Raw genomic sequence first — 18,171 nt, forward strand, 5'->3', positions numbered from 1 at the left:
GCACCACCGGCACGGACGGCCGGGGCGGCACAGACAGCCCAGGTGGGGCTCTGCCGGGGACCGGTTCGCTGCTGTTCACCGGCCCGGTCACCGCCTCGACCGTCCGGAAGATCGCCTGCGACGCGGACATCATCCCGGTCCTGCTCGGCACCGCAGGACGGGTCCTGGACATCGGCCGGGCCTCCCGGATCTTCCCGCCCCACATCCGCAAGGCCCTGATCGCCCGGGACCAGGGCTGCGCATTCCCCGGCTGCACCATCCCCGCCTCCTGGTGCGAGGCCCACCACATTGACTACTGGTCCCGCGGCGGCAGCACCGGCACCGAAAACGGCACCCTGCTCTGCTCCCACCACCACCACCTGATCCACAAAGAACAGTGGACCATCCAGGTCCGCGCCGGCATCCCCTGGTTCATCCCGCCACCCCACATCGACCCCGCCCAAACACCCCGACGCAACAACTACTTCCGCCTCGAATAGTTGACGGCATGCCCCGGCCAGTCCCGGCGGCGGGGTCAGGAGGAGCGGCGCGGCCGTTATTTCGACAGCGCGGCCGTTAGGCGGACAGGGTCGTCAGGACGGCCTGACCGTCACGAAGGGGAGGGGTGTGCCAGTGCCGAAGGGCACGGCGCCCTGGTCCGGCGTCATGGTAAACCAGTAACCGTTCTGCTTGTTGGCGTAGATCAACATCCGCCGGCCACCGTCCAGCGGATCGCCCTCCGGGTAAGACACGCCCTGGGTGCACGTCGCCGGCATGGAGGCAATGAGGACTGACGTCGGCTGCGGGCCGCCTTTGAAGACGGCTTCGACCTGCACCTCATGAATCTGCGCGCTATAGCCGTAGATGCGGGTTTCGCCATCCCGCCGCACCGGGGTCCCGACAACTACCAGGGCGGCGTCCTCGAACAAGTCCTGCGGCCGGTCGAAATGCACCCAGTCTGCGCAGACCTCGGACGTTGTCCCGGGCGCTTGGCCACAACCGGATACCAGCGCGCAGAAGAGCAACCCCAATCCGGCGAGGTGCAGTTGCTTCCGCATGCTCAGAAACTAGCTGCTCCGGGTGGCCGCGGTCCAGAGCAGCCGCCGGCAAGCGCGGCCCCAGCGGTGTCCCGGCAAGGACCGGCCGAAAGACCCTGAGTGTTCCAGGTGCCCGCGGGCCTAGGCTGGGATCATGGACCAGCGCCGGACGTTACTGCGGGCCGTGAAGTCGTTCCACACCTTTGCCTGGTTCACGATCGAGGCCTGCATGGCCTACGTCCTCTACACCGGCATCAGGGGTCAAACCGACCGCAAGACCGGCGCGGCCGCCGCCGTGGTCGCCGTCGAAACGCTGGTCTTCGCCGCCAACGGCTTCCATTGCCCGCTGACCGCCGTCGCGAAGGATCTCGGCGACGATACCGGCTCCGTCACCGACATCTACCTGCCGCGCTGGTTCGCCCGCAACCTGCCCGGGATCCATGTGCCGCTCCTCATTGCGGCCGTGGTGCTGCACTGGCGGAACCTGCGGATCCGCGCGGTCCGGGACAGCCAGCGCCGGCTGCTGCTCGGACGGTAGCGTCCTTCCCGCCCGCGGTGACGTGCCGCCTCTTGCCGAAGAACCCACCCGTGCCTGCTCCGGGCCCGCTCCGGTGCCGGGCAATCCGCTGGGCGGACCGTCGGGCAAACCGTCCGGGCGCGCCCCCGATAACGGGTAATCTTAGAGAGTTCCGGAGCCGGCACGGTCCCTCCGGGCGTTCATGGCAGGCAGCAAAAGGCGAGGTTGATGGTCCACATCTGGAACGATCTGTCCGAGGTCCCGGCAGGCTTTGGTCCGTCGGTTGTCACGTTCGGCAATTTCGACGGCGTGCACCGCGGCCACCAGCAGGTGCTGTCGCAGCTGATCCGTACCGCCCGCCTGAACCACGCCCGCGCCGTCGCGATCACGTTCGATCCGCACCCCGCGCAGGTGCACCGACCCGAGGCGGCCCCCGAGCTGATTATGGGACTGGAAGACAAGCTCGTGGCCCTGGGCGAACTCGGCCTCGACGCCGTGCTGGTGATGAAGTACTCGCTGGAACTCGCCAGCCTCACCCCGGAAGAATTCGTCACCACGGTCCTGGTCGACGCCCTGAAGGCGAGCCACGTTGTGGTCGGCCACGACGCCCGGTTCGGCCGCGGCAATTCCGGCGACCTGTCCACCATGCAGGAGCTGGGCAGAAAGCTCGGTTTCGAGGTGCTGGTGATCAGCGAGTTCGGCTCTGAAGGCTTCCCCATTCACGACGACGACGGCACGGACCGCCGCTGCTCGTCGACCTGGGTGCGCGAGGCCCTGCGCGCGGGCGACGTCGCCACCGCCGCCGCCGTCCTGGGCCGGCCGCACCGGATGCGAGGCGAGGTGGTACATGGCGCGGCGCGCGGCCGCGATCTCGGATTCCCCACGGCAAACCTGGCCCCGACGGCGACCGGGTACATCCCCGCGGACGGGATCTATGCCGGCTGGCTTGTAGACCAGGCCGGCACCCGCTGGCCGGCGGCCATCTCCGTGGGCTCCAACCCCACGTTCGACGGCGTGAGCCGCCAGGTCGAGGCCCATGTGATCGACCGTCCGGAAGAACCGGTGGAGAACTTCGATCTGTACGACCAGACAGTTGTCGTCGAATTCGTCTCCAGGCTCCGCGGCATGGTGGCGTACCGTGGGCCTGAGGCCCTGGTGCAGCAGATGCGCCTGGACGTCGTCCAGGCCCACAACATCCTGTTCGCCCGCTGACAACAGTCCCGGCCCGGCGCTGAATCACACCTATGTGGCAAGGAAGGCAAATAGACGTGACCATCGAGAAAAACACGAGGGAGCTGGATCGGGACATCGTCCGCGATTTCAGCGAGCGGATGAGCTACGCGTCCTATCTGCAGTTGCCCACCCTGCTCAGCGCCCAGAAGCCGGTCAGCACCCCTGAACACCACGACGAGATGCTGTTCATCATCCAGCACCAGACCACGGAACTGTGGCTGAAGCTGGTGCTCCATGAGCTGCGCAGCGCCGCGGCGTGGCTGCGTTCGGACGACCTCGGCTCGGCCCTGAAGGCGATCGCCCGCGTCAAGCACATCCAGAAGACGCTCACCGAGCAATGGTCGGTGCTCGCCACCCTCACGCCCACGGAGTACTCCCAGTTCCGCGGCTTCCTGGGCAACTCCTCCGGCTTCCAGTCCAGCCAGTACCGCGCCGTTGAGTTCCTCCTCGGCAACAAGAACGCCAAAATGCTCCCGGTGTTCGAATCCGACCCGGAGGCCCACGCGATGCTGCGCGGGCTGCTCGAGGCCCCCAGCATCTACGACGACTTCCTCGCCTACCTGAAGCGCCAGGGCTTCGACGTCCCGGACTCCGTCCTGGAACGCGACGTCACCAAGGCCCACGAGTTCTGCCCGGACCTGGTCCCGGTGTTCAAGCACATCTACGAAAACGCCGCCGACAACTGGGGCGCCTACGAGGCCTGCGAGGAACTCGTGGACCTCGAGGACAACTTCCAGCTGTGGCGGTTCCGCCACCTGCGCACGGTCCAGCGCACCATCGGCATGAAGGCCGGCACCGGCGGATCGAGCGGCGCCGCCTTCCTGCAGAAGGCCCTCGAACTGACATTCTTCCCTGAACTCTTCGCGGTGCGGACGGAGATCGGCCAGTGACCACGATCCAGGCAGGAACCCCGGGCAACAGCACCGACGCCCTGCGGCAGCGCGCCCTCGACCTCGATGCCGCAGACCCCCTGGCGGGCTACCGGGAGCACTTCGTCGGCACTGACACGGACCTGTCCTACCTCGACGGCAACTCCCTCGGCCGGCCCCTCAAACGGACTGTCGCCGACATCGGCGCGTTCATCCAGGACAACTGGGGCGGCCGCCTGATCCGGGGCTGGGACGAGGAATGGCTCAACATGCCCCAGGCCATTGGCGACCAGCTCGGCCGCGCCGTCCTCGGCGCCGCTCCAGGGCAGACCATCATCGCGGACTCCACCACAGTGGTGCTCTACAAGCTGATCCGCGCCGCCCTGGCCGCGGTCACGGACCCGGCCCGGACCGAAATCGTCCTGGACACGGACAATTTCCCCACTGACCGCTATCTGGTCGAAGGGATCGCCCGCGAGGAAGGCCTGACCCTGCGCTGGATCGACGCCGATCCCGCCGCCGGTGTCACCCTCGAACAGGTACGGGCCGCCACCGGGCCGGCCACCGCCGTCGTGGTCCTGAGCCAGATCGCCTACCGCTCCGGCTTCCTTGCCGACCTGCCGGCCATCACCGCCGCGATTCACGACGCCGGCGCCCTGGTGGTGTGGGACCTTTGCCATTCCGCCGGGTCGGTGGAGATCGCTTTGGACGACGCCGACGTCGACTTCGCGGCGGGCTGCACCTACAAATACCTCAACGGGGGACCGGGATCGCCCGCGTTCGCCTACGTCAATGCCCGCCACCTGCCCGGACTGCAGCAGCCGATCTGGGGCTGGATGGGCCGCAAGGACGCCTTTGAAATGGGCCCTGGCTACGATGCCGCCCCGGGCATCCGCGGCTTCCTCAGCGGCACCCCGGCCATCTTCGGGATGCTCGCCATGCGCGGCACGCTGGACCTGATCGAGGCTGTCGGCATGGCGGCGCTCCGGGAGAAGTCACGGCTGCTGACGGCCTTCGCCCTCGAGCTCTACGACGCCTGGCTGGCGCCGGCAGGCGTGCAGCTGTCCACTCCGCGTGACCCGGAACTGCGCGGCAGCCACATCACGATCGACCATGCGGCCTTCCGTGAAATGACGTCAGTGTTGTGGGACCAGGACGTCATCCCGGATTTCCGCGCCCCGCAGGGCATCCGGATCGGACTGTCCCCGCTGAGCACCTCCTTTGAGGAGGTCTACCGAGGCGTCGCCGCGATCCGCGAGCTCCTCGGCCGGGACACCTAAGCGGCGGCGGCCCGCGGCCGGTGGTTTCGACAAGATCGCGGACGTGCGACTAAACTGGACGTTGGATCCGGCTGCAGTCCGTGGCGGCTGGCTCTTGCTGTGTATGGAACACCCCGCTTCGGCGGGGGATTTCCGTGCCGGCATCCCCGGCAGTGAAGTACTGATTCGGGCCTCACGGCACATCTCTAGGAGTTAATGTGGCACTTGACGCCGCTGTAAAGCAGTCCATCATCAAGGAATACGCAACGTCCGAGGGCGACACCGGTTCGCCGGAGGTCCAGGTTGCGGTCCTGACTCAGCGGATCAAGGATCTCACTGAGCACATGAAGGAGCACAAGCACGACTTCCACACCCAGCGCGGTCTGCTGGCCATGGTTGGTCGTCGCAAGCGCATGCTCACCTACCTCAAGAACACTGACATCACCCGCTACCGTCAGCTCATCGAGCGCCTCGGCCTGCGTCGCTAGTCAGCTCTAAGGGGCGGCCCCTTCCGTAACGGAAAGGGCCGCCTTCTTCAGGAAAAAACTCAACAGGAGGATCAACCGCATCACGCATTCGCGGTCCTCGGTAGTGATCTCCGGGAAGGGCTTCAAGGAATTGTTGCCTTCGCCCGTGGGTCTCGATCGATGACCGGGTGCAGTGCAGGCCAGTAGACAGATGCTGGACTGGGTTGATGCGGCTGGACTCCGTTAACCAGGAAACGGAGGTGACTCTCTTGGAGGGTCCCGAAATCCAGTTCTCAGAAGCAGTCATTGACAACGGCCGCTTCGGCAAGCGGGTCATCCGCTTCGAAACCGGCCGCCTTGCCAAGCAGGCAGCCGGCGCAGCCATGGTCTACATCGATGAAGAGACCGCGCTGCTGTCCGCCACCACCGCCGGCAAGCACCCGCGCGAAGGCTTCGACTTCTTCCCGCTGACGGTCGACGTCGAAGAGCGCATGTATGCTGCCGGCCGCATCCCGGGCTCGTTCTTCCGCCGCGAAGGCCGCCCGTCCACCGAAGCGATCCTGGCCTGCCGCCTCATGGACCGCCCGCTGCGCCCCGCGTTCGTCAAGGGCCTGCGCAACGAGGTCCAGATCGTCGTCACCGTGCTCTCCATCAACCCGGACGAGCTCTACGACGTCGTCGCGATCAACGCGTCCTCCATGTCCACCCAGCTCTCCGGCCTGCCCTTCTCGGGCCCGATCGGCGGCGTCCGCGTTGCCCTGGTCGCTGACGAGAACGGCACCCAGTGGGTCGCCTTCCCGAAGCACTCCCAGCTGGAGAACGCCGTCTTCAACATGGTCGTCGCCGGGCGGGTTGCCGGCGATGACGTTGCCATCATGATGGTTGAAGCCGAAGCCACCGACAACTCCTGGAACCTCATCAAGGAACAGGGCGCCACCGCTCCGACCGAAGAGGTTGTCTCCGAGGGCCTCGAGGCCGCCAAGCCGTTCATCAAGGCACTCTGCGACGCCCAGGCCGACCTCGCCGCCCGCGCCGCCAAGCCGACCGTCGAGTTCCCTGTCTTCCTGGACTACGAGGACGACGTTTACGCAGCTGTCGAGGCCGCCGCCGCCGAGAAGCTGGCCGCCGTCTTCCAGATCGCCGACAAGCAGGAACGCGACAACGCCTCCGACGCGCTCAAGGACGAGGTTGTCTCCTCCCTGGCCGGCCAGTTCGAAGGCCGTGAGAAGGAACTCTCCGCAGCCTTCCGCTCCGTCACCAAGCACGTTGTGCGCCAGCGCATCCTCAAGGACCAGGTCCGCATCGACGGCCGTGGCCTGACGGACATCCGCCAGCTCACCGCCGAAGTTGAAGTTCTGCCCCGCGTCCACGGCTCGGCCATCTTCGAGCGCGGCGAGACCCAGATCATGGGTGTCACCACGCTGAACATGCTCAAGATGGAACAGCAGATCGACTCGCTGTCTCCCGTGACGCGCAAGCGCTACATGCACAACTACAACTTCCCGCCGTACTCCACCGGCGAGACCGGCCGCGTCGGTTCGCCGAAGCGCCGCGAAATCGGCCATGGCGCCCTCGCCGAGCGCGCCATCATGCCGGTCCTGCCGACCCGCGAGGAATTCCCCTACGCCATCCGCCAGGTATCCGAGGCCCTCGGCTCCAACGGTTCGACGTCGATGGGTTCCGTCTGCGCCTCCACGCTGTCCCTGCTTAACGCGGGTGTGCCGCTGAAGGCTGCCGTTGCCGGCATCGCCATGGGCCTGGTTTCTGACCAGGTTGACGGCCAGACCCGTTACGCGGCCCTGACCGACATCCTCGGCGCCGAAGACGCCTTCGGCGACATGGACTTCAAGGTCGCCGGTACTTCCGAGTTCGTCACGGCCATCCAGCTCGACACCAAGCTCGACGGCATCCCCGCCTCGGTCCTGGCCGCCGCGCTGAAGCAGGCGCGCGAAGCCCGCCTGCACATCCTGGACGTCCTGAACTCCGCGATCGACACCCCGGACGAGCTCTCCGAGTTCGCGCCGCGCGTCATCGCGGTCAAGATCCCGGTTGACAAGATCGGCGAGGTCATCGGCCCGAAGGGCAAGATGATCAACCAGATCCAGGAAGACACCGGAGCCGACATCTCCATCGAGGACGACGGCACGGTTTACATCGGCGCCACCAACGGCCCGTCTGCCGAGGCAGCACGGTCCGCGATCAACGCCATCGCCAACCCGCAGGTTCCGGAAATCGGTGAGCGCTACCTGGGTACGGTCGTCAAGACCACCACCTTCGGTGCGTTCGTGTCCCTGACCCCGGGCAAGGACGGTCTGCTGCACATCTCCGAGCTGCGCAAGATCGCCGGCGGCAAGCGCGTGGACAACGTCGAGGACGTCGTCTCCGTGGGCCAGAAGATCCAGGTGGAAATCACCAAGATCGACGACCGCGGAAAGCTCTCCCTCTCGCCCGTCGTGGCCGAGGAAGCAGGCGCCGAAGACGCCGACAAGGCTGAGGTCTCCGCGGACTCCGCAGAGTAGTCTTTCCTGACTCGCGCAGCGGGGCCGGTGGATTCGTCCACCGGCCCCGCTGCCGTTAAAGGCAGGTAGGATTGCAGGCAGGTTTGACGCGAATTTTTTCTGAAGTTCTATGGAAAGGCCTTGATGACTGTCGTCCCGCTGCCGCTTGAGCAGAACCAGCACGCAGACACCCTGATCCACGGGGCCGACGGCGGTGCCGAGGTCCGCCGCTCGGTCCTCCCCGGCGGTGTCCGCGTGCTGACCGAGGCCATGCCCGGCCAGAGGTCGGCAACCATCGGGTTCTGGGTCGGGGTGGGCTCACGCGACGAGGCCCCCGGGCAGCACGGCTCAACCCACTTCCTGGAGCACCTGCTGTTCAAGGGCACCAAGCGCCGCACGGCCCTGGAAATTGCCTCGGCGTTCGATGAGGTCGGCGGGGAATCCAACGCCGCCACCGCCAAGGAAAGCACCTGCTACTTCGCCCGTGTGCTGGACACAGACCTCCCGATGGCCATAGACGTCATCGCCGACATGATCACCGGGGCCGTCCTGGACCCGCAGGAGATGGAGCAGGAACGCGACGTCATCCTCGAGGAAATCGCCATGGACAGCGACGACCCCACCGATGTCGCGCATGAGCACTTCGTCGCCGCCGTCCTCGGATCACACCCCCTGGGCCGCCCTATCGGCGGTACCCCGGCCGCCATCCGGGCCGTCGCCCGCGATTCGGTCTGGGACCACTACCGCCGCTACTACCGGCCCGACGAGCTCGTCATCACCGCAGCCGGGGGACTGGACCACGACGTCGTCTGCGGCCTTGTGGTCGACGCCCTCCACGCCGCCGGCTGGAAGCTGGAACCCGCCGCCGCCCCGGTGCAGCGCCGCTCCACCGACCGTGCAGAAATCACCGGCACGGCCGGCCTCCACGTGGTCAAACGTCCTGTGGAACAGGCCAACATCATCATGGGCTGCCCCTCGCTGGTGGCCACCGATGACCGCCGCTTCGTCATGAGCGTGCTCAACGCCGTCCTTGGCGGCGGCATGTCCTCCCGGCTCTTCCAGGAAGTCCGGGAGAAGCGCGGACTCGTCTACTCGACGTACTCCTTCGCCTCCTCCTACGCCGACGCCGGCTACTTCGGCATGTACGCCGGGTGCACCCCGTCGAAGGTCCGGCAGGTCATCGGCCTGCTGGGTGCCGAACTGGACAAGCTGGCCGATGACGGAATCTCGGACGAGGAGCTCCGCAAGGCCGTCGGCCAGCTCTGCGGCGGCATCGTCCTTGCCCTGGAGGACACGGGATCGCGCATGTCCCGGCTGGGCCGCGCGGAACTGGTCTCCGGCGAGTACCAGGACATCGACGAGACCCTGCGCCAGATCAAGGCCGTCACCGCAGCGGAAGTCCAGGAACTGGCCCGCGAGCTCGCGGCATCCCCGCGGACCGTCACGGTGGTCGGCCCCTTCGAGGAAACCGAAACCTTCGGGCTCTGAGCCGGGCCACCCACGCCTCAACCACAGCCCGCACCTTTACAGCCGCAGCCTGCGGCGTGATGATGGTGCCGGGGTCACTCGGGAGGAAACTCCATCAGGGAGGCATTGTGGACCGGCCGCTGCCAGGCAGTGCGTACGAGGCCCTTGAGGCGTTCCTGGGCCGCTGGGCGGGCACTACGCAATGGGAAGCCACCCCGTGGGGACCGGCCCGCACCGCCGCATCCGAGCTGGTCTTCGCCCGCGCGGCCGCCGGACTTGCCGTCACCCACAGCTACCGGCACACGGACGCCGACGGCACCCGGTCCGAGGGCCACGGGGTCTTCACGATGGACCCCGACCGCCCGGACCTCCTGTGGTACCACGTCAACAGCATGGGCCTGCCTCCCGAGCCGCCCGCCCGGGCCAGCTGGCAGCACGGCACCCTGACGGTGGAGCGCCGCAGCGACCGCGGCACCGCACGGCACACTTTCCGCGTGGACGGGGGCGTGCTGACGCACTCGGCCGGCCTCCGCCTGGGCGCGGCCGCCGACTTCACCCCCTTCATGGCGACGGCCTGCCGGCGCGTCGCCGAGGACGCCCCCATCCCGGTCTGACAGATCGACCGGAGGGGCGCCCCGACGGGTCCGGCCACCGATGCCGCGCGCCCAAAACGTTGCCGTTCCGTTATCTAGCAGTCCTTGAATCCCGTTGACACGCTGTGAGCCGCACCATACATTTGCCGTAATCTGAATCACCTTTCAGGTTTTACCCGGATCTCATGCTCAGACTCCGCGGATTCTCAACGAAAGGCATCCCGTGAAGGACACAAAGAAGTTCCTGATGGCCGCCGTGATGGCCACCGGGCTCGCCCTCAGTGCGTGCGCGCCCACGGCGGGCCCGGCCGCCCCGGGCGGCGCAGCCCAGACGGCTGAACCGGTCAACGTCGGCATCATCTATTCGAAGACCGGGCCGCTGGCGGCCTACGGCGCGACGTACTACGAGGGCCTCCAAGCCGGCATCGACTACGCCACCGGCGGGACCGGGGAAGTCAACGGCGCCAAGATCAACCTGACGTACGCCGACGACGGCGGCGACCCGGACAAGGCCGTGACCGCGGCCAAGGACCTGATCGGCAAGGGCTACAAGGTCATCGGCGGTACGGCGTCCTCCGGCATCGCCCTGAAGCTCGCCGAGCAGGCCCAGCAGAACAAGGTGCTGTACATCTCCGGCCCGGCGGCGACGGACGCGATCCAGGGCATCAACAAGTACACCTTCCGCTCCGGCCGGCAGAGCCTGCAGGATGTTGCCACCGCAGGCACATTCATCGACACCAAGGGCAAGAAAGTCGTAGTGTTCGCGCAGGACAACGCGTTCGGCCAGGGCAACGTCGCCGCGGTCAAGGCCGTCCTCGGCGCCAAGGGCGCCACGGTGGAGCCCCTGCTCGTCGCGGAAGGCCAGGAACTCACCCCCTTCGCCCGCCAGCTCGTGGACGCCAAACCGGATATGGTCTTCGTGGCCTGGGCCGGGGCGACGTCCGGCACCATGTGGCAGGCCCTGAGCCAGCAGGGCGTCTTCGACGCCGCCCCCGTCGTGACCGGACTGGGCGATGCGGCAACCTTCGGCGCCTACGGCGCGGCCAGCTCGAAGATCAGCTTCCTCAACCACTACTTCCCGGGCGCTGCCGGCAACGACGTGGAGAAGAAGATGATCGCCGCCGTCGAGAAGGCCGGCAAGAAGGCAGACCTGTTCACCCCGGACGGCTTCGTTGCCGGGCAGATGATCGTCCAGGCCATCAAGGGCGGCGGCTCCGACGCCGATGCCATGGTCAAGGCCCTGGAAGGCTTCAGCTTCGACGGCCCCAAGGGCAAGGAGACCGTCCGTGCCTCGGACCACGCCCTGATCCAGGACATGTACCAGGCCAAGCTCGTGCAAAAGGACGGCAGCTGGACTCCCGAGCTCGTCAAGGTGGTTGCGGGCGATTCCGTCGCCCCGCCGGAAAAGAAGTAGGACCCGTATGAGTACCCCAGCCCTGCCCGCCCTCGCAGTGGACGGTCTTGGCCTGAAGATCGGCGGTGCACGCATCCTCGCGGACGTGGGTTTCACGGTCGGCGCCGGCGAGATGATCGGTGTCATCGGCCCCAACGGTGCCGGCAAGACCACCTTGTTCAACCTGGTTTCCGGTCTGATGCGGCCCACCGCGGGCAGCATCACGTTGAACGGCCGGGACATCACGGCCGCGCCGATTCACCACCGGTCCAGGGCAGGGCTGGGACGGACCTTCCAGACCTCCAACCTGTTTCCCCGGCTGAGCGTGCTGGAAAACGTCCGGCTTGCCGCCCAGGCGAAACTCGGTGGCAACTTCAGCATCCTGCGCTTCCCCGCGGCCTCGGATGAGGCCTCCCGGATCGCGCGCGGCACCATCGCGGAGGTCGGGCTCACGGGCAAGCTGGCGACGGCGGCGGGGGACCTCTCGCACGGCGAGAAACGCAAAGTGGAAATCGCCGTCCTGCTGGCGACGGATCCCGCCGTCGTCCTGCTTGACGAACCGATGGCCGGGGTGGCGTCGGGGGACGTCCCGTCCCTCACCGCGATCATCCGCGACCTGCACCGGGAGCGCGGCTGCACCGTCATGATGGTCGAGCACCACATGGATGTTGTCCTGGGGTTGGTGGACCGGGTGGCTGTGATGCACCACGGCAGCCTCCTGGCCCTGGACAGCCCCGACGCCGTCATGGCCAATCCGGTCGTGCAAAGCGCCTACCTCGGAGAACCCGTATGAACACCGCTGCACCCCACGCCGGCACGCAGGCCCGGCCCATCCTCAGGGTTGAGAACCTCAACGCCTCGATCGCCGGGCAGCAGGTGGTGGAGGATGTGTCCTTCACCGTCCCCGCCACGGGGATCACCGCCCTGCTGGGCCGCAACGGCGTCGGCAAGACCAGCACCCTCAAGGCCATCATCGGCCTGATCGGGCGCACCGGTACCGTGGAACTCGACGGTGAACGGATCGATAAGGACGCCACGTTCAAGATCATCCGCAGCGGTGTGGGGTACGTTCCCGAAGACCGCGAGGTGTTCTCCAAACTCACGGTGGCGGAAAACCTCCGGTTGGCAGAACGCGACACCGCACCCCGCCGGGAACTCGTCGAGGAGCTCTTCCCGGACCTGCTGGCACGCTCCGCGCAGATGGCGGGGACGCTCTCCGGCGGCCAGCAGCAGATGGTGGCACTGGCCCGCGCGCTGCTGAACACGAACAAGATCCTGCTGGTCGATGAACCCACCAAGGGGCTTGCCCCCAAGATCGTGGGCGAAGTCGCCGACACCCTGGCCAAAGCGGCCAAGACCGTGCCCATCCTCCTCGTCGAGCAGAACCTGCAGGTGGTCCGCCAGCTTGCCGGCGGCGCAGTTGTGCTCTCCGGCGGGCGGGTGGTCCACACCGGCGGCGCCCTCGACTTCCTCAACGACGCCGGACTGACCCAGCGCCATCTCGGCGTTTCGACCGACGCCGGCTCCCCGGGGAAACCAGTCGGGAAACCAGCGGGGAATGCCGTCGGGGAAGGGGCCGTCCTGTGAGCACCGTCGTCCTGCTTCTCTTCACGGGTCTCGGCCTGGGTGCGCTCTACTTCCTCGTCGCCGCGGGCCTGTCGCTGATCTACGGGCTGATGGGCGTGCTGAACTTCGCGCACGGCGCGTTCCTGACGCTGGGTGCCTTTACCGGCTGGGAAATCGCCCGCCGCACCGGCGCGGACAACTGGGGCACGTTCCTGCTCTCCCTCGTGATCGGCGCCGCCGCCGGCGCCGTGTTCGCTGCATTCACGGAGTTCGTCCTGATCCGCCGGCTGTACCAGCGGCACATCGAACAGGTGCTTGTCACGGTGGGCCTCTCACTGGCCGCGGTGGCCCTCTTCGACGGCATTTGGGGGACCGACCCGGTGTTCATCCAAGGCCCGGCCTGGTTCAAGGACACTACCGACATCCTCGGCGCCCGGATCCCCAACGACCGCTTTGTCTGCATCATCGCCGCCCTCCTGGTGCTGCTGGCGATGGTGTTCTTCCTGAAGAGGACGCGCTACGGCATGATCATCCGTGCCGGCGTGGAGAACCGCTCCATGGTCACCGCGCTGGGGATCGACGTCCGCAAGGCCTTCACCCTCGTCTTCACCATCGGCGGAGCCGCGGCCGGCCTCGGCGGGGTCCTCGCCTCGCACTATTTCGGCTACGTGTCGCCGCTGCTGGGCGGCTCGCTGCTGATCTTCGCCTTCATCGTCACGGTGATCGGCGGCCTCGGTTCGCTGACCGGGGCGGCGATCGCCGCCGTCGCCGTCGCCGTCCTGCAGCAGTTCGCGAACTTCTACCTTGGCGGCACCGGCGACTTCGTCGTCGTGTTGGCCCTGGCGCTCGTGCTGCTGTTCCGCCCCACCGGCCTCCTCGGGAGAACGTCATGACCACAGACACCGACACCGCCAGCACCGACGGCGGGACAACGCCACAGCCGGGGATCAACAGGTCCCGGAAACCCGACGCCGGGGGAGGACCCCGCTGGCCGCGCGCCGGGTTCCGGGGCCGCGCGGTCGCAGTCCGGGCCGCCGGCGTGGCCGGGGTACTGCTCCTGGTCCTGCTGCCGCTGCTGAACATCTCCCTGCCGGGCGTGCTGCCCGGCCCCACCTACACGCCAGGGTCCTTGCAGCTGCTGGCCATGTGCATGCTGATGGCCGCGGCGGCGCTGACGTACCACCTGCTGCTCGGGGTAGCCGGGCTGTTGTCCTTCGGGCATGCCCTGTACTTCGGCGCCGGCGTCTACGGGCTGGCGATCATCCTGCAGAACCTGGATATCCCGCTGCTGCCGGCGATGGGACTGACCCTGCTGATCGTGGTTGTGCTGGCCCATGTGGTGGGCAGCATCAGCCTGCGGGTCAGCGGCATCCCGTTCGCCATGGTCACGCTCGCGTTCGCGCAGGCCGGCTCGGTGATTGTGGGCCGTAATCCCGAGGGCCGGACCGGCGGCGATGAGGGTCTGACGCTGCGCACCGACAACCTGCCGGAATTCCTGGTGGGCGTGGTCAACACCCCCAACCTGTACTGGCTGGCGCTGGCCGTGCTCGTCGCGGTGTTCGCGATCGTCACCTGGGTGCAGTTCTCGCGCGCCGGGCACGCCGCCGCCGCGGTGCGGGAGAACGAACTCCGCGTCCGCGTCCTGGGCCTGCAGCCCTACCTGGTGAAACTGCTGGTCTTCGTGGTCTCCGCCGTCCTGGTCTGCATCATCGGCATGGTCTTCCTGCTGCTGCAAAGCGGCGCCGTGCCCCGGGCCATGTCCGCGGACCTCACGATCACGCTGTTGGTCATGGTGGTCCTCGGCGGCGTCGGATCCCGCTGGGGGGCCGTGATCGGCGGGGTGTTCTACACACTCCTTGACCAGCGGCTGACGGCGCTCGCCAACTCCGAGGCCGTCAAAGCGCTCCCGGACGTCCTGCGCGTACCATTGTCCGAACCCCTGTTTATTCTCGGCACGCTCTTCGTCCTGGTGGTGCTCTTCCTGCCGGGCGGCCTCACCGGAACCGCCGAGCGGCTGGCGCAGCGCCGCGGGGGCCGGCGTGCCGAACAGTCCCGCGAAATCCTGGAGGAAGCCGCATGAGCACGTCACAGGTCCCCCTCCACGCGGAGGGCCTGCACACCCTGGGCCGCTGGACCACCGACCGCAGCATCGCCACCCCGCACCGGGTTGCCATCGATGACCGCGGCTGCACCCTGCTCTACGGCGAGCTGGAGCGCCGGGCCTCGGCCCTGGCAGCCGGGTTCCGCGCAGCCGGCTACGGCATCGGGGACCGGATCGCCAGCCTGACCGGCAACAGCTCAGACCACGTGGTGGCGTTCTTCGCCTGCGCCAAGGCCGGGCTGGTGCTGGTCCCGCTGTCCTGGCGGCTCTCGCCCCGGGAACTCGCGGCCCAGCTCGAGCTCGCCGAGCCGCAGCTGCTGCTGGTGGAGGGCGACCTCGACACCCTCGCCGCGGCCGCGTGCGCGCTGCTGCCGCACCGGCCGCGGACCGCGGCCCTCGGTCCCGGCGGAGTGGAACGGGTTGTCCCGCCGCCCTCGCGCGTACTGCCGTCAGTGCCCGCTGACGGCGCCGCCCTGCGGCGGGTGGTACGCGACGACGACGCCCTGCTGATGATCTTCACCTCCGGCACCGAGGGCGCCAGCAAGGCTGCCGTCCTGACCCACGCCAACTGCTTCTGGAACAACCTTTCGCTGTCCCGGACCCTGGACATGGGCTCGAACGACGTCGTGCTGGCTGTGCTGCCGCAGTTCCACGTCGGCGGCTGGAACATCCAGCCGCTGCTCGCCTGGTGGGTCGGGGCCACGGTGGTGCTCGAGCGCGGGTTCGATCCGGGCCGCGTCCTGCAGCTCATTGCGGAGCGCGGCGTGACCATGCTGATGGGCGTGCCGACCCAGTACCTGATGCTGGCCGAACACCCGGACTTTGCCCACGCCGAGCTCGGGAGCCTGCGCCACGCGGTGGTGGGCGGGGCGCCGATGCCGGCGCCGCTGCTGCGGATCTGGCACCGCCGGGGAGTGGCCCTGAGCCAGGGGTACGGGCTGACCGAGGCCTCGCCCAACGTGCTGTGCCTGCCCAACGATGACGCCGAACGGATGGTGGGCTACTCCGGCAAACCGTACCCGCACGTTGCCGTCGCCGTGGCGGATCCTGTCACCGGGGAAATCCTCGACGGCGCCGCCAGCGGCGAGCTGCTGGTGGGAGGTCCGGGCGTGTTTGCCGGCTACTTCCGCGACCCTGCCGCCACGGCGGCCGTCCTCACCGGCGGCTGGCTGCGCACCGGCGACCTCGTGGAGCGCGACGCCGACGGGTACATCAAAGTGGTGGACCGGCTCAAGGACATCTACATCTCCGGCGGCGAAAACGTGGCGCCGGCCGAGGTCGAGGCCGCTCTGCTGGCCCATCCCGCGGTGGCGCAGGCCGCCGTCGTCGGGGTGGAGGACCCGCACTGGGGCGAAAGCGGCATGGCGTTCGTGGTGATCCGTCCCGGCATGGCGACCGATGAGCAGGAACTGCTGGAACACTGTTCGTCCCGGCTGGCACGCTTCAAGGTGCCGGCCAGGATTGAGACGGTGGCTGCGCTGCCCCGCACGGCCCTGAACAAGGTGCTCCGCGCCAGGCTGCGCCAGGAACTGGCCGGACGCGAACGGGCCGGGCGGCCTTCGTCAAGGAACGGCTCCCCGGCAGGAGGCCGGGCATGAGCGCCACACCACGCACCGCCCGCGGCACGCGTACCCGTGGCAAGCTGCTCGAAGCCGCAGAGTCGGTTTTCGCCTCGGTGGGCTACCACGAGGCCTCAATCGTCAAGATCACCGAAGCGGCCGGCGTCGGCCTCGGCACCTTCTACCTGTACTTCGACGGCAAGCAGGCCATCTTCGACGAGGTGGTCGAGGACCTGAACCGGCGGGTGCGGCACGCCATGACGGACGCAGCCCGCAGCGCCGGCACCCGGCTGGAAGCGGAGCGGGCCGGTTTCCGGGCCTTCTTCCGCTTCACGGCCCAGCACCCTGCCCTCTACCGGATCATCCGCCAGGCCGAGTTCGTCTCGCCCGGCGCCCTGCGGCTGCACTACACCAGGATCGTCAACGGCTACATCGAGGGCCTGAAAGCGGCCCAGCTCAGCGGCGAAGTCCGCCAGATGGACCCCACCGTGGCCGCCTGGGCCCTGATGGGCATCGGCGAGTTGATCGGCATGCGCTGGGTCCTTTGGGACGAGGAAGGCACCGAACCCGCCGCCGGCGCCCGCCCCGACGTTCCCGAAGAAGTCTTCGAGGAAATGATGCAGTTCATCGAACGGGCCCTGGCGCCCGCGCCCGGCCCTGCGCCGGCAACACCTGCCACCCCCGCCCCGCCCCAGGAAGGGACAGTTCCATGACCCAGACAGCCAGCAAGGACACCTACCGCACCGCCAACGTGCCGGTCCGCGGCGGCACCCTGCACACCGCGATCTGGGGACCTGACGACCCCGGTACCCCGACCATCCTGGCCGTCCACGGGGTCACCGCCTCGCACAAGGCCTGGCCCTACCTGGCCGAGGCGCTGCCGGAGGTCCGGATCATCGCCCCGGACCTGCGCGGCCGGGGCCGCAGCAACTCGCTGCCGGCACCGTACGGCATGCCCTCGCACGCGGAGGACCTTGCGGCGGTGCTCGAGGCCCTGGCGCCGGGGCCCGTCGTCGTTGTCGGGCATTCCATGGGCGCCTTCGCCTCCCTGGTCCTGGCGAACCTGTTCCCCGAACGGGTCAGCTCGCTGGTGCTCGTGGACGGCGGCCTGCCGCTCCAGGTCCCGGCGGGCATCTCCGACGCTGAGGTCATCTCGTCGGTGCTGGGTCCTGCGGCGGAGCGCCTCAACGCGACCTTCCCGAGCCGGGAGGTGTACCGCTCCTTCTGGCGGCAGCACCCGGCCTTCAGCGCGGACTGGGGACCGCTCGTGGAAGCGTACGTGGACTACGACCTCACCGGTGAGGAACCGGAGCTTCGGCCCGCTACGCGCTACCAGGCGATGGCCGAGGACACCGCGGAGCTGCACCGCGGCGCCTCGCTGCTGAAAGCGCTGGACGAACTGGCAGTCGACACCGTGGTCCTCCGGGCGCCGCGGGGCCTGCTCAACGAACCGGCCGCCCTCTACGCGCCAGGCTACCTGGATGAGTGGGCCGCGAAGTTGCTGTCCCTGCGGGTCCGGGAGGTGCCGGACGTCAACCACTACACGATCGTCATGGGCAGCCCGGGCGCCGCCGCGGTCGCAGAGTCCGTCCGTGAGGCCCTCAGAACGCAATGACGGAAAGGCCATGAAGGA

18 protein-coding genes are annotated in these 18,171 nt (G+C 68.1%); 17 read left to right on the plus strand and 1 reads right to left on the minus strand.

Annotated elements, in window-relative coordinates; translation table 11 throughout:
• On the plus strand, positions 1 to 479 hold a 479-nt coding region (locus CFN17_RS13955), incomplete at its 5' end, for an HNH endonuclease signature motif containing protein (RefSeq protein WP_208748371.1).
• Positions 480 to 572: 93 nt separating this feature from the next.
• Here the strand turns inward: CFN17_RS13955 and CFN17_RS13960 are convergent.
• Complete coding sequence (locus CFN17_RS13960) at positions 573 to 1,037, minus strand: hypothetical protein (RefSeq protein WP_208748372.1); 465 nt, start codon at positions 1,035 to 1,037, stop codon at positions 573 to 575.
• A gap of 133 nt (positions 1,038 to 1,170) precedes the next feature.
• Here CFN17_RS13960 and CFN17_RS13965 point away from each other — a divergent pair, with 133 nt between their 5' ends.
• The 16 genes from CFN17_RS13965 to CFN17_RS14040 all read left to right on the plus strand — a co-directional run bounded on the left by CFN17_RS13965 (position 1,171) and on the right by CFN17_RS14040 (position 18,153).
• Complete coding sequence (locus CFN17_RS13965) at positions 1,171 to 1,554, plus strand: hypothetical protein (RefSeq protein WP_208748373.1); 384 nt, start codon at positions 1,171 to 1,173, stop codon at positions 1,552 to 1,554.
• A 207-nt stretch (positions 1,555 to 1,761) separates the two neighbouring features.
• The gene (locus CFN17_RS13970) at positions 1,762 to 2,745 is read left to right on the plus strand and encodes a bifunctional riboflavin kinase/FAD synthetase (protein ID WP_208748374.1); all 984 of its coding nucleotides are present in this window, start codon (positions 1,762 to 1,764) and stop codon (positions 2,743 to 2,745) included.
• Between the two features lie 56 nt (positions 2,746 to 2,801).
• A complete protein-coding gene (gene kynA, locus CFN17_RS13975) occupies positions 2,802 to 3,656 on the plus strand; it encodes a tryptophan 2,3-dioxygenase (RefSeq protein WP_208748375.1) in 855 nt (284 codons plus the stop codon).
• A complete protein-coding gene (kynU, locus tag CFN17_RS13980) occupies positions 3,653 to 4,915 on the plus strand; it encodes a kynureninase (RefSeq protein ID WP_395925146.1) in 1,263 nt (420 codons plus the stop codon). Before kynA ends, kynU begins: the two co-directional genes overlap by 4 nt.
• A 197-nt stretch (positions 4,916 to 5,112) precedes the next feature.
• Positions 5,113 to 5,382 carry a 30S ribosomal protein S15 gene (rpsO, locus tag CFN17_RS13985; protein ID WP_208748376.1) on the plus strand — a complete coding sequence of 90 codons (270 nt, stop codon included), beginning with the start codon at positions 5,113 to 5,115 and terminating at the stop codon, positions 5,380 to 5,382.
• Between the two features lie 248 nt (positions 5,383 to 5,630).
• Positions 5,631 to 7,880: a polyribonucleotide nucleotidyltransferase gene (locus tag CFN17_RS13990; protein WP_208751505.1), complete on the plus strand. Its 2,250-nt coding sequence runs from the start codon at positions 5,631 to 5,633 to the stop codon at positions 7,878 to 7,880.
• 123 nt (positions 7,881 to 8,003) lie between these two features.
• On the plus strand, positions 8,004 to 9,347 hold the full coding sequence (locus CFN17_RS13995; protein ID WP_208748377.1) for a pitrilysin family protein: 1,344 nt from the start codon (positions 8,004 to 8,006) through the stop codon (positions 9,345 to 9,347).
• A gap of 107 nt (positions 9,348 to 9,454) precedes the next feature.
• Positions 9,455 to 9,940: a DUF1579 domain-containing protein gene (locus CFN17_RS14000; protein WP_208748378.1), complete on the plus strand. Its 486-nt coding sequence runs from the start codon at positions 9,455 to 9,457 to the stop codon at positions 9,938 to 9,940.
• A 202-nt stretch (positions 9,941 to 10,142) separates the two neighbouring features.
• Complete coding sequence (locus CFN17_RS14005) at positions 10,143 to 11,333, plus strand: substrate-binding domain-containing protein (RefSeq protein WP_208748379.1); 1,191 nt, start codon at positions 10,143 to 10,145, stop codon at positions 11,331 to 11,333.
• Between the two features lie 7 nt (positions 11,334 to 11,340).
• Entirely contained in the window at positions 11,341 to 12,105 is a 765-nt protein-coding gene (locus CFN17_RS14010; RefSeq protein WP_208748380.1) for an ABC transporter ATP-binding protein, read from the plus strand.
• The gene (locus tag CFN17_RS14015) at positions 12,102 to 12,899 is read left to right on the plus strand and encodes an ABC transporter ATP-binding protein (protein WP_208748381.1); all 798 of its coding nucleotides are present in this window, start codon (positions 12,102 to 12,104) and stop codon (positions 12,897 to 12,899) included. The genes CFN17_RS14010 and CFN17_RS14015 overlap by 4 nt, the downstream gene beginning before the upstream one ends.
• The gene (locus CFN17_RS14020; protein WP_208748382.1) at positions 12,896 to 13,771 is read left to right on the plus strand and encodes a branched-chain amino acid ABC transporter permease; all 876 of its coding nucleotides are present in this window, start codon (positions 12,896 to 12,898) and stop codon (positions 13,769 to 13,771) included. The genes CFN17_RS14015 and CFN17_RS14020 overlap by 4 nt, the downstream gene beginning before the upstream one ends.
• Positions 13,768 to 14,958, plus strand: coding sequence for a branched-chain amino acid ABC transporter permease (locus CFN17_RS14025; protein ID WP_208748383.1), 1,191 nt, complete (start codon positions 13,768 to 13,770; stop codon positions 14,956 to 14,958). The genes CFN17_RS14020 and CFN17_RS14025 overlap by 4 nt, the downstream gene beginning before the upstream one ends.
• Complete coding sequence (locus CFN17_RS14030; RefSeq protein ID WP_208748384.1) at positions 14,955 to 16,577, plus strand: class I adenylate-forming enzyme family protein; 1,623 nt, start codon at positions 14,955 to 14,957, stop codon at positions 16,575 to 16,577. Before CFN17_RS14025 ends, CFN17_RS14030 begins: the two co-directional genes overlap by 4 nt.
• Complete coding sequence (locus tag CFN17_RS14035; protein WP_208748385.1) at positions 16,574 to 17,251, plus strand: TetR/AcrR family transcriptional regulator; 678 nt, start codon at positions 16,574 to 16,576, stop codon at positions 17,249 to 17,251. The genes CFN17_RS14030 and CFN17_RS14035 overlap by 4 nt, the downstream gene beginning before the upstream one ends.
• Positions 17,248 to 18,153 carry an alpha/beta hydrolase gene (locus CFN17_RS14040; protein WP_208748386.1) on the plus strand — a complete coding sequence of 302 codons (906 nt, stop codon included), beginning with the start codon at positions 17,248 to 17,250 and terminating at the stop codon, positions 18,151 to 18,153. The genes CFN17_RS14035 and CFN17_RS14040 overlap by 4 nt, the downstream gene beginning before the upstream one ends.
• Positions 18,154 to 18,171 lie beyond the last annotated feature (18 nt).

It is taken from the genome of Arthrobacter sp. PM3 (assembly GCF_003352915.1).
GTDB lineage: Bacteria > Actinomycetota > Actinomycetes > Actinomycetales > Micrococcaceae > Arthrobacter.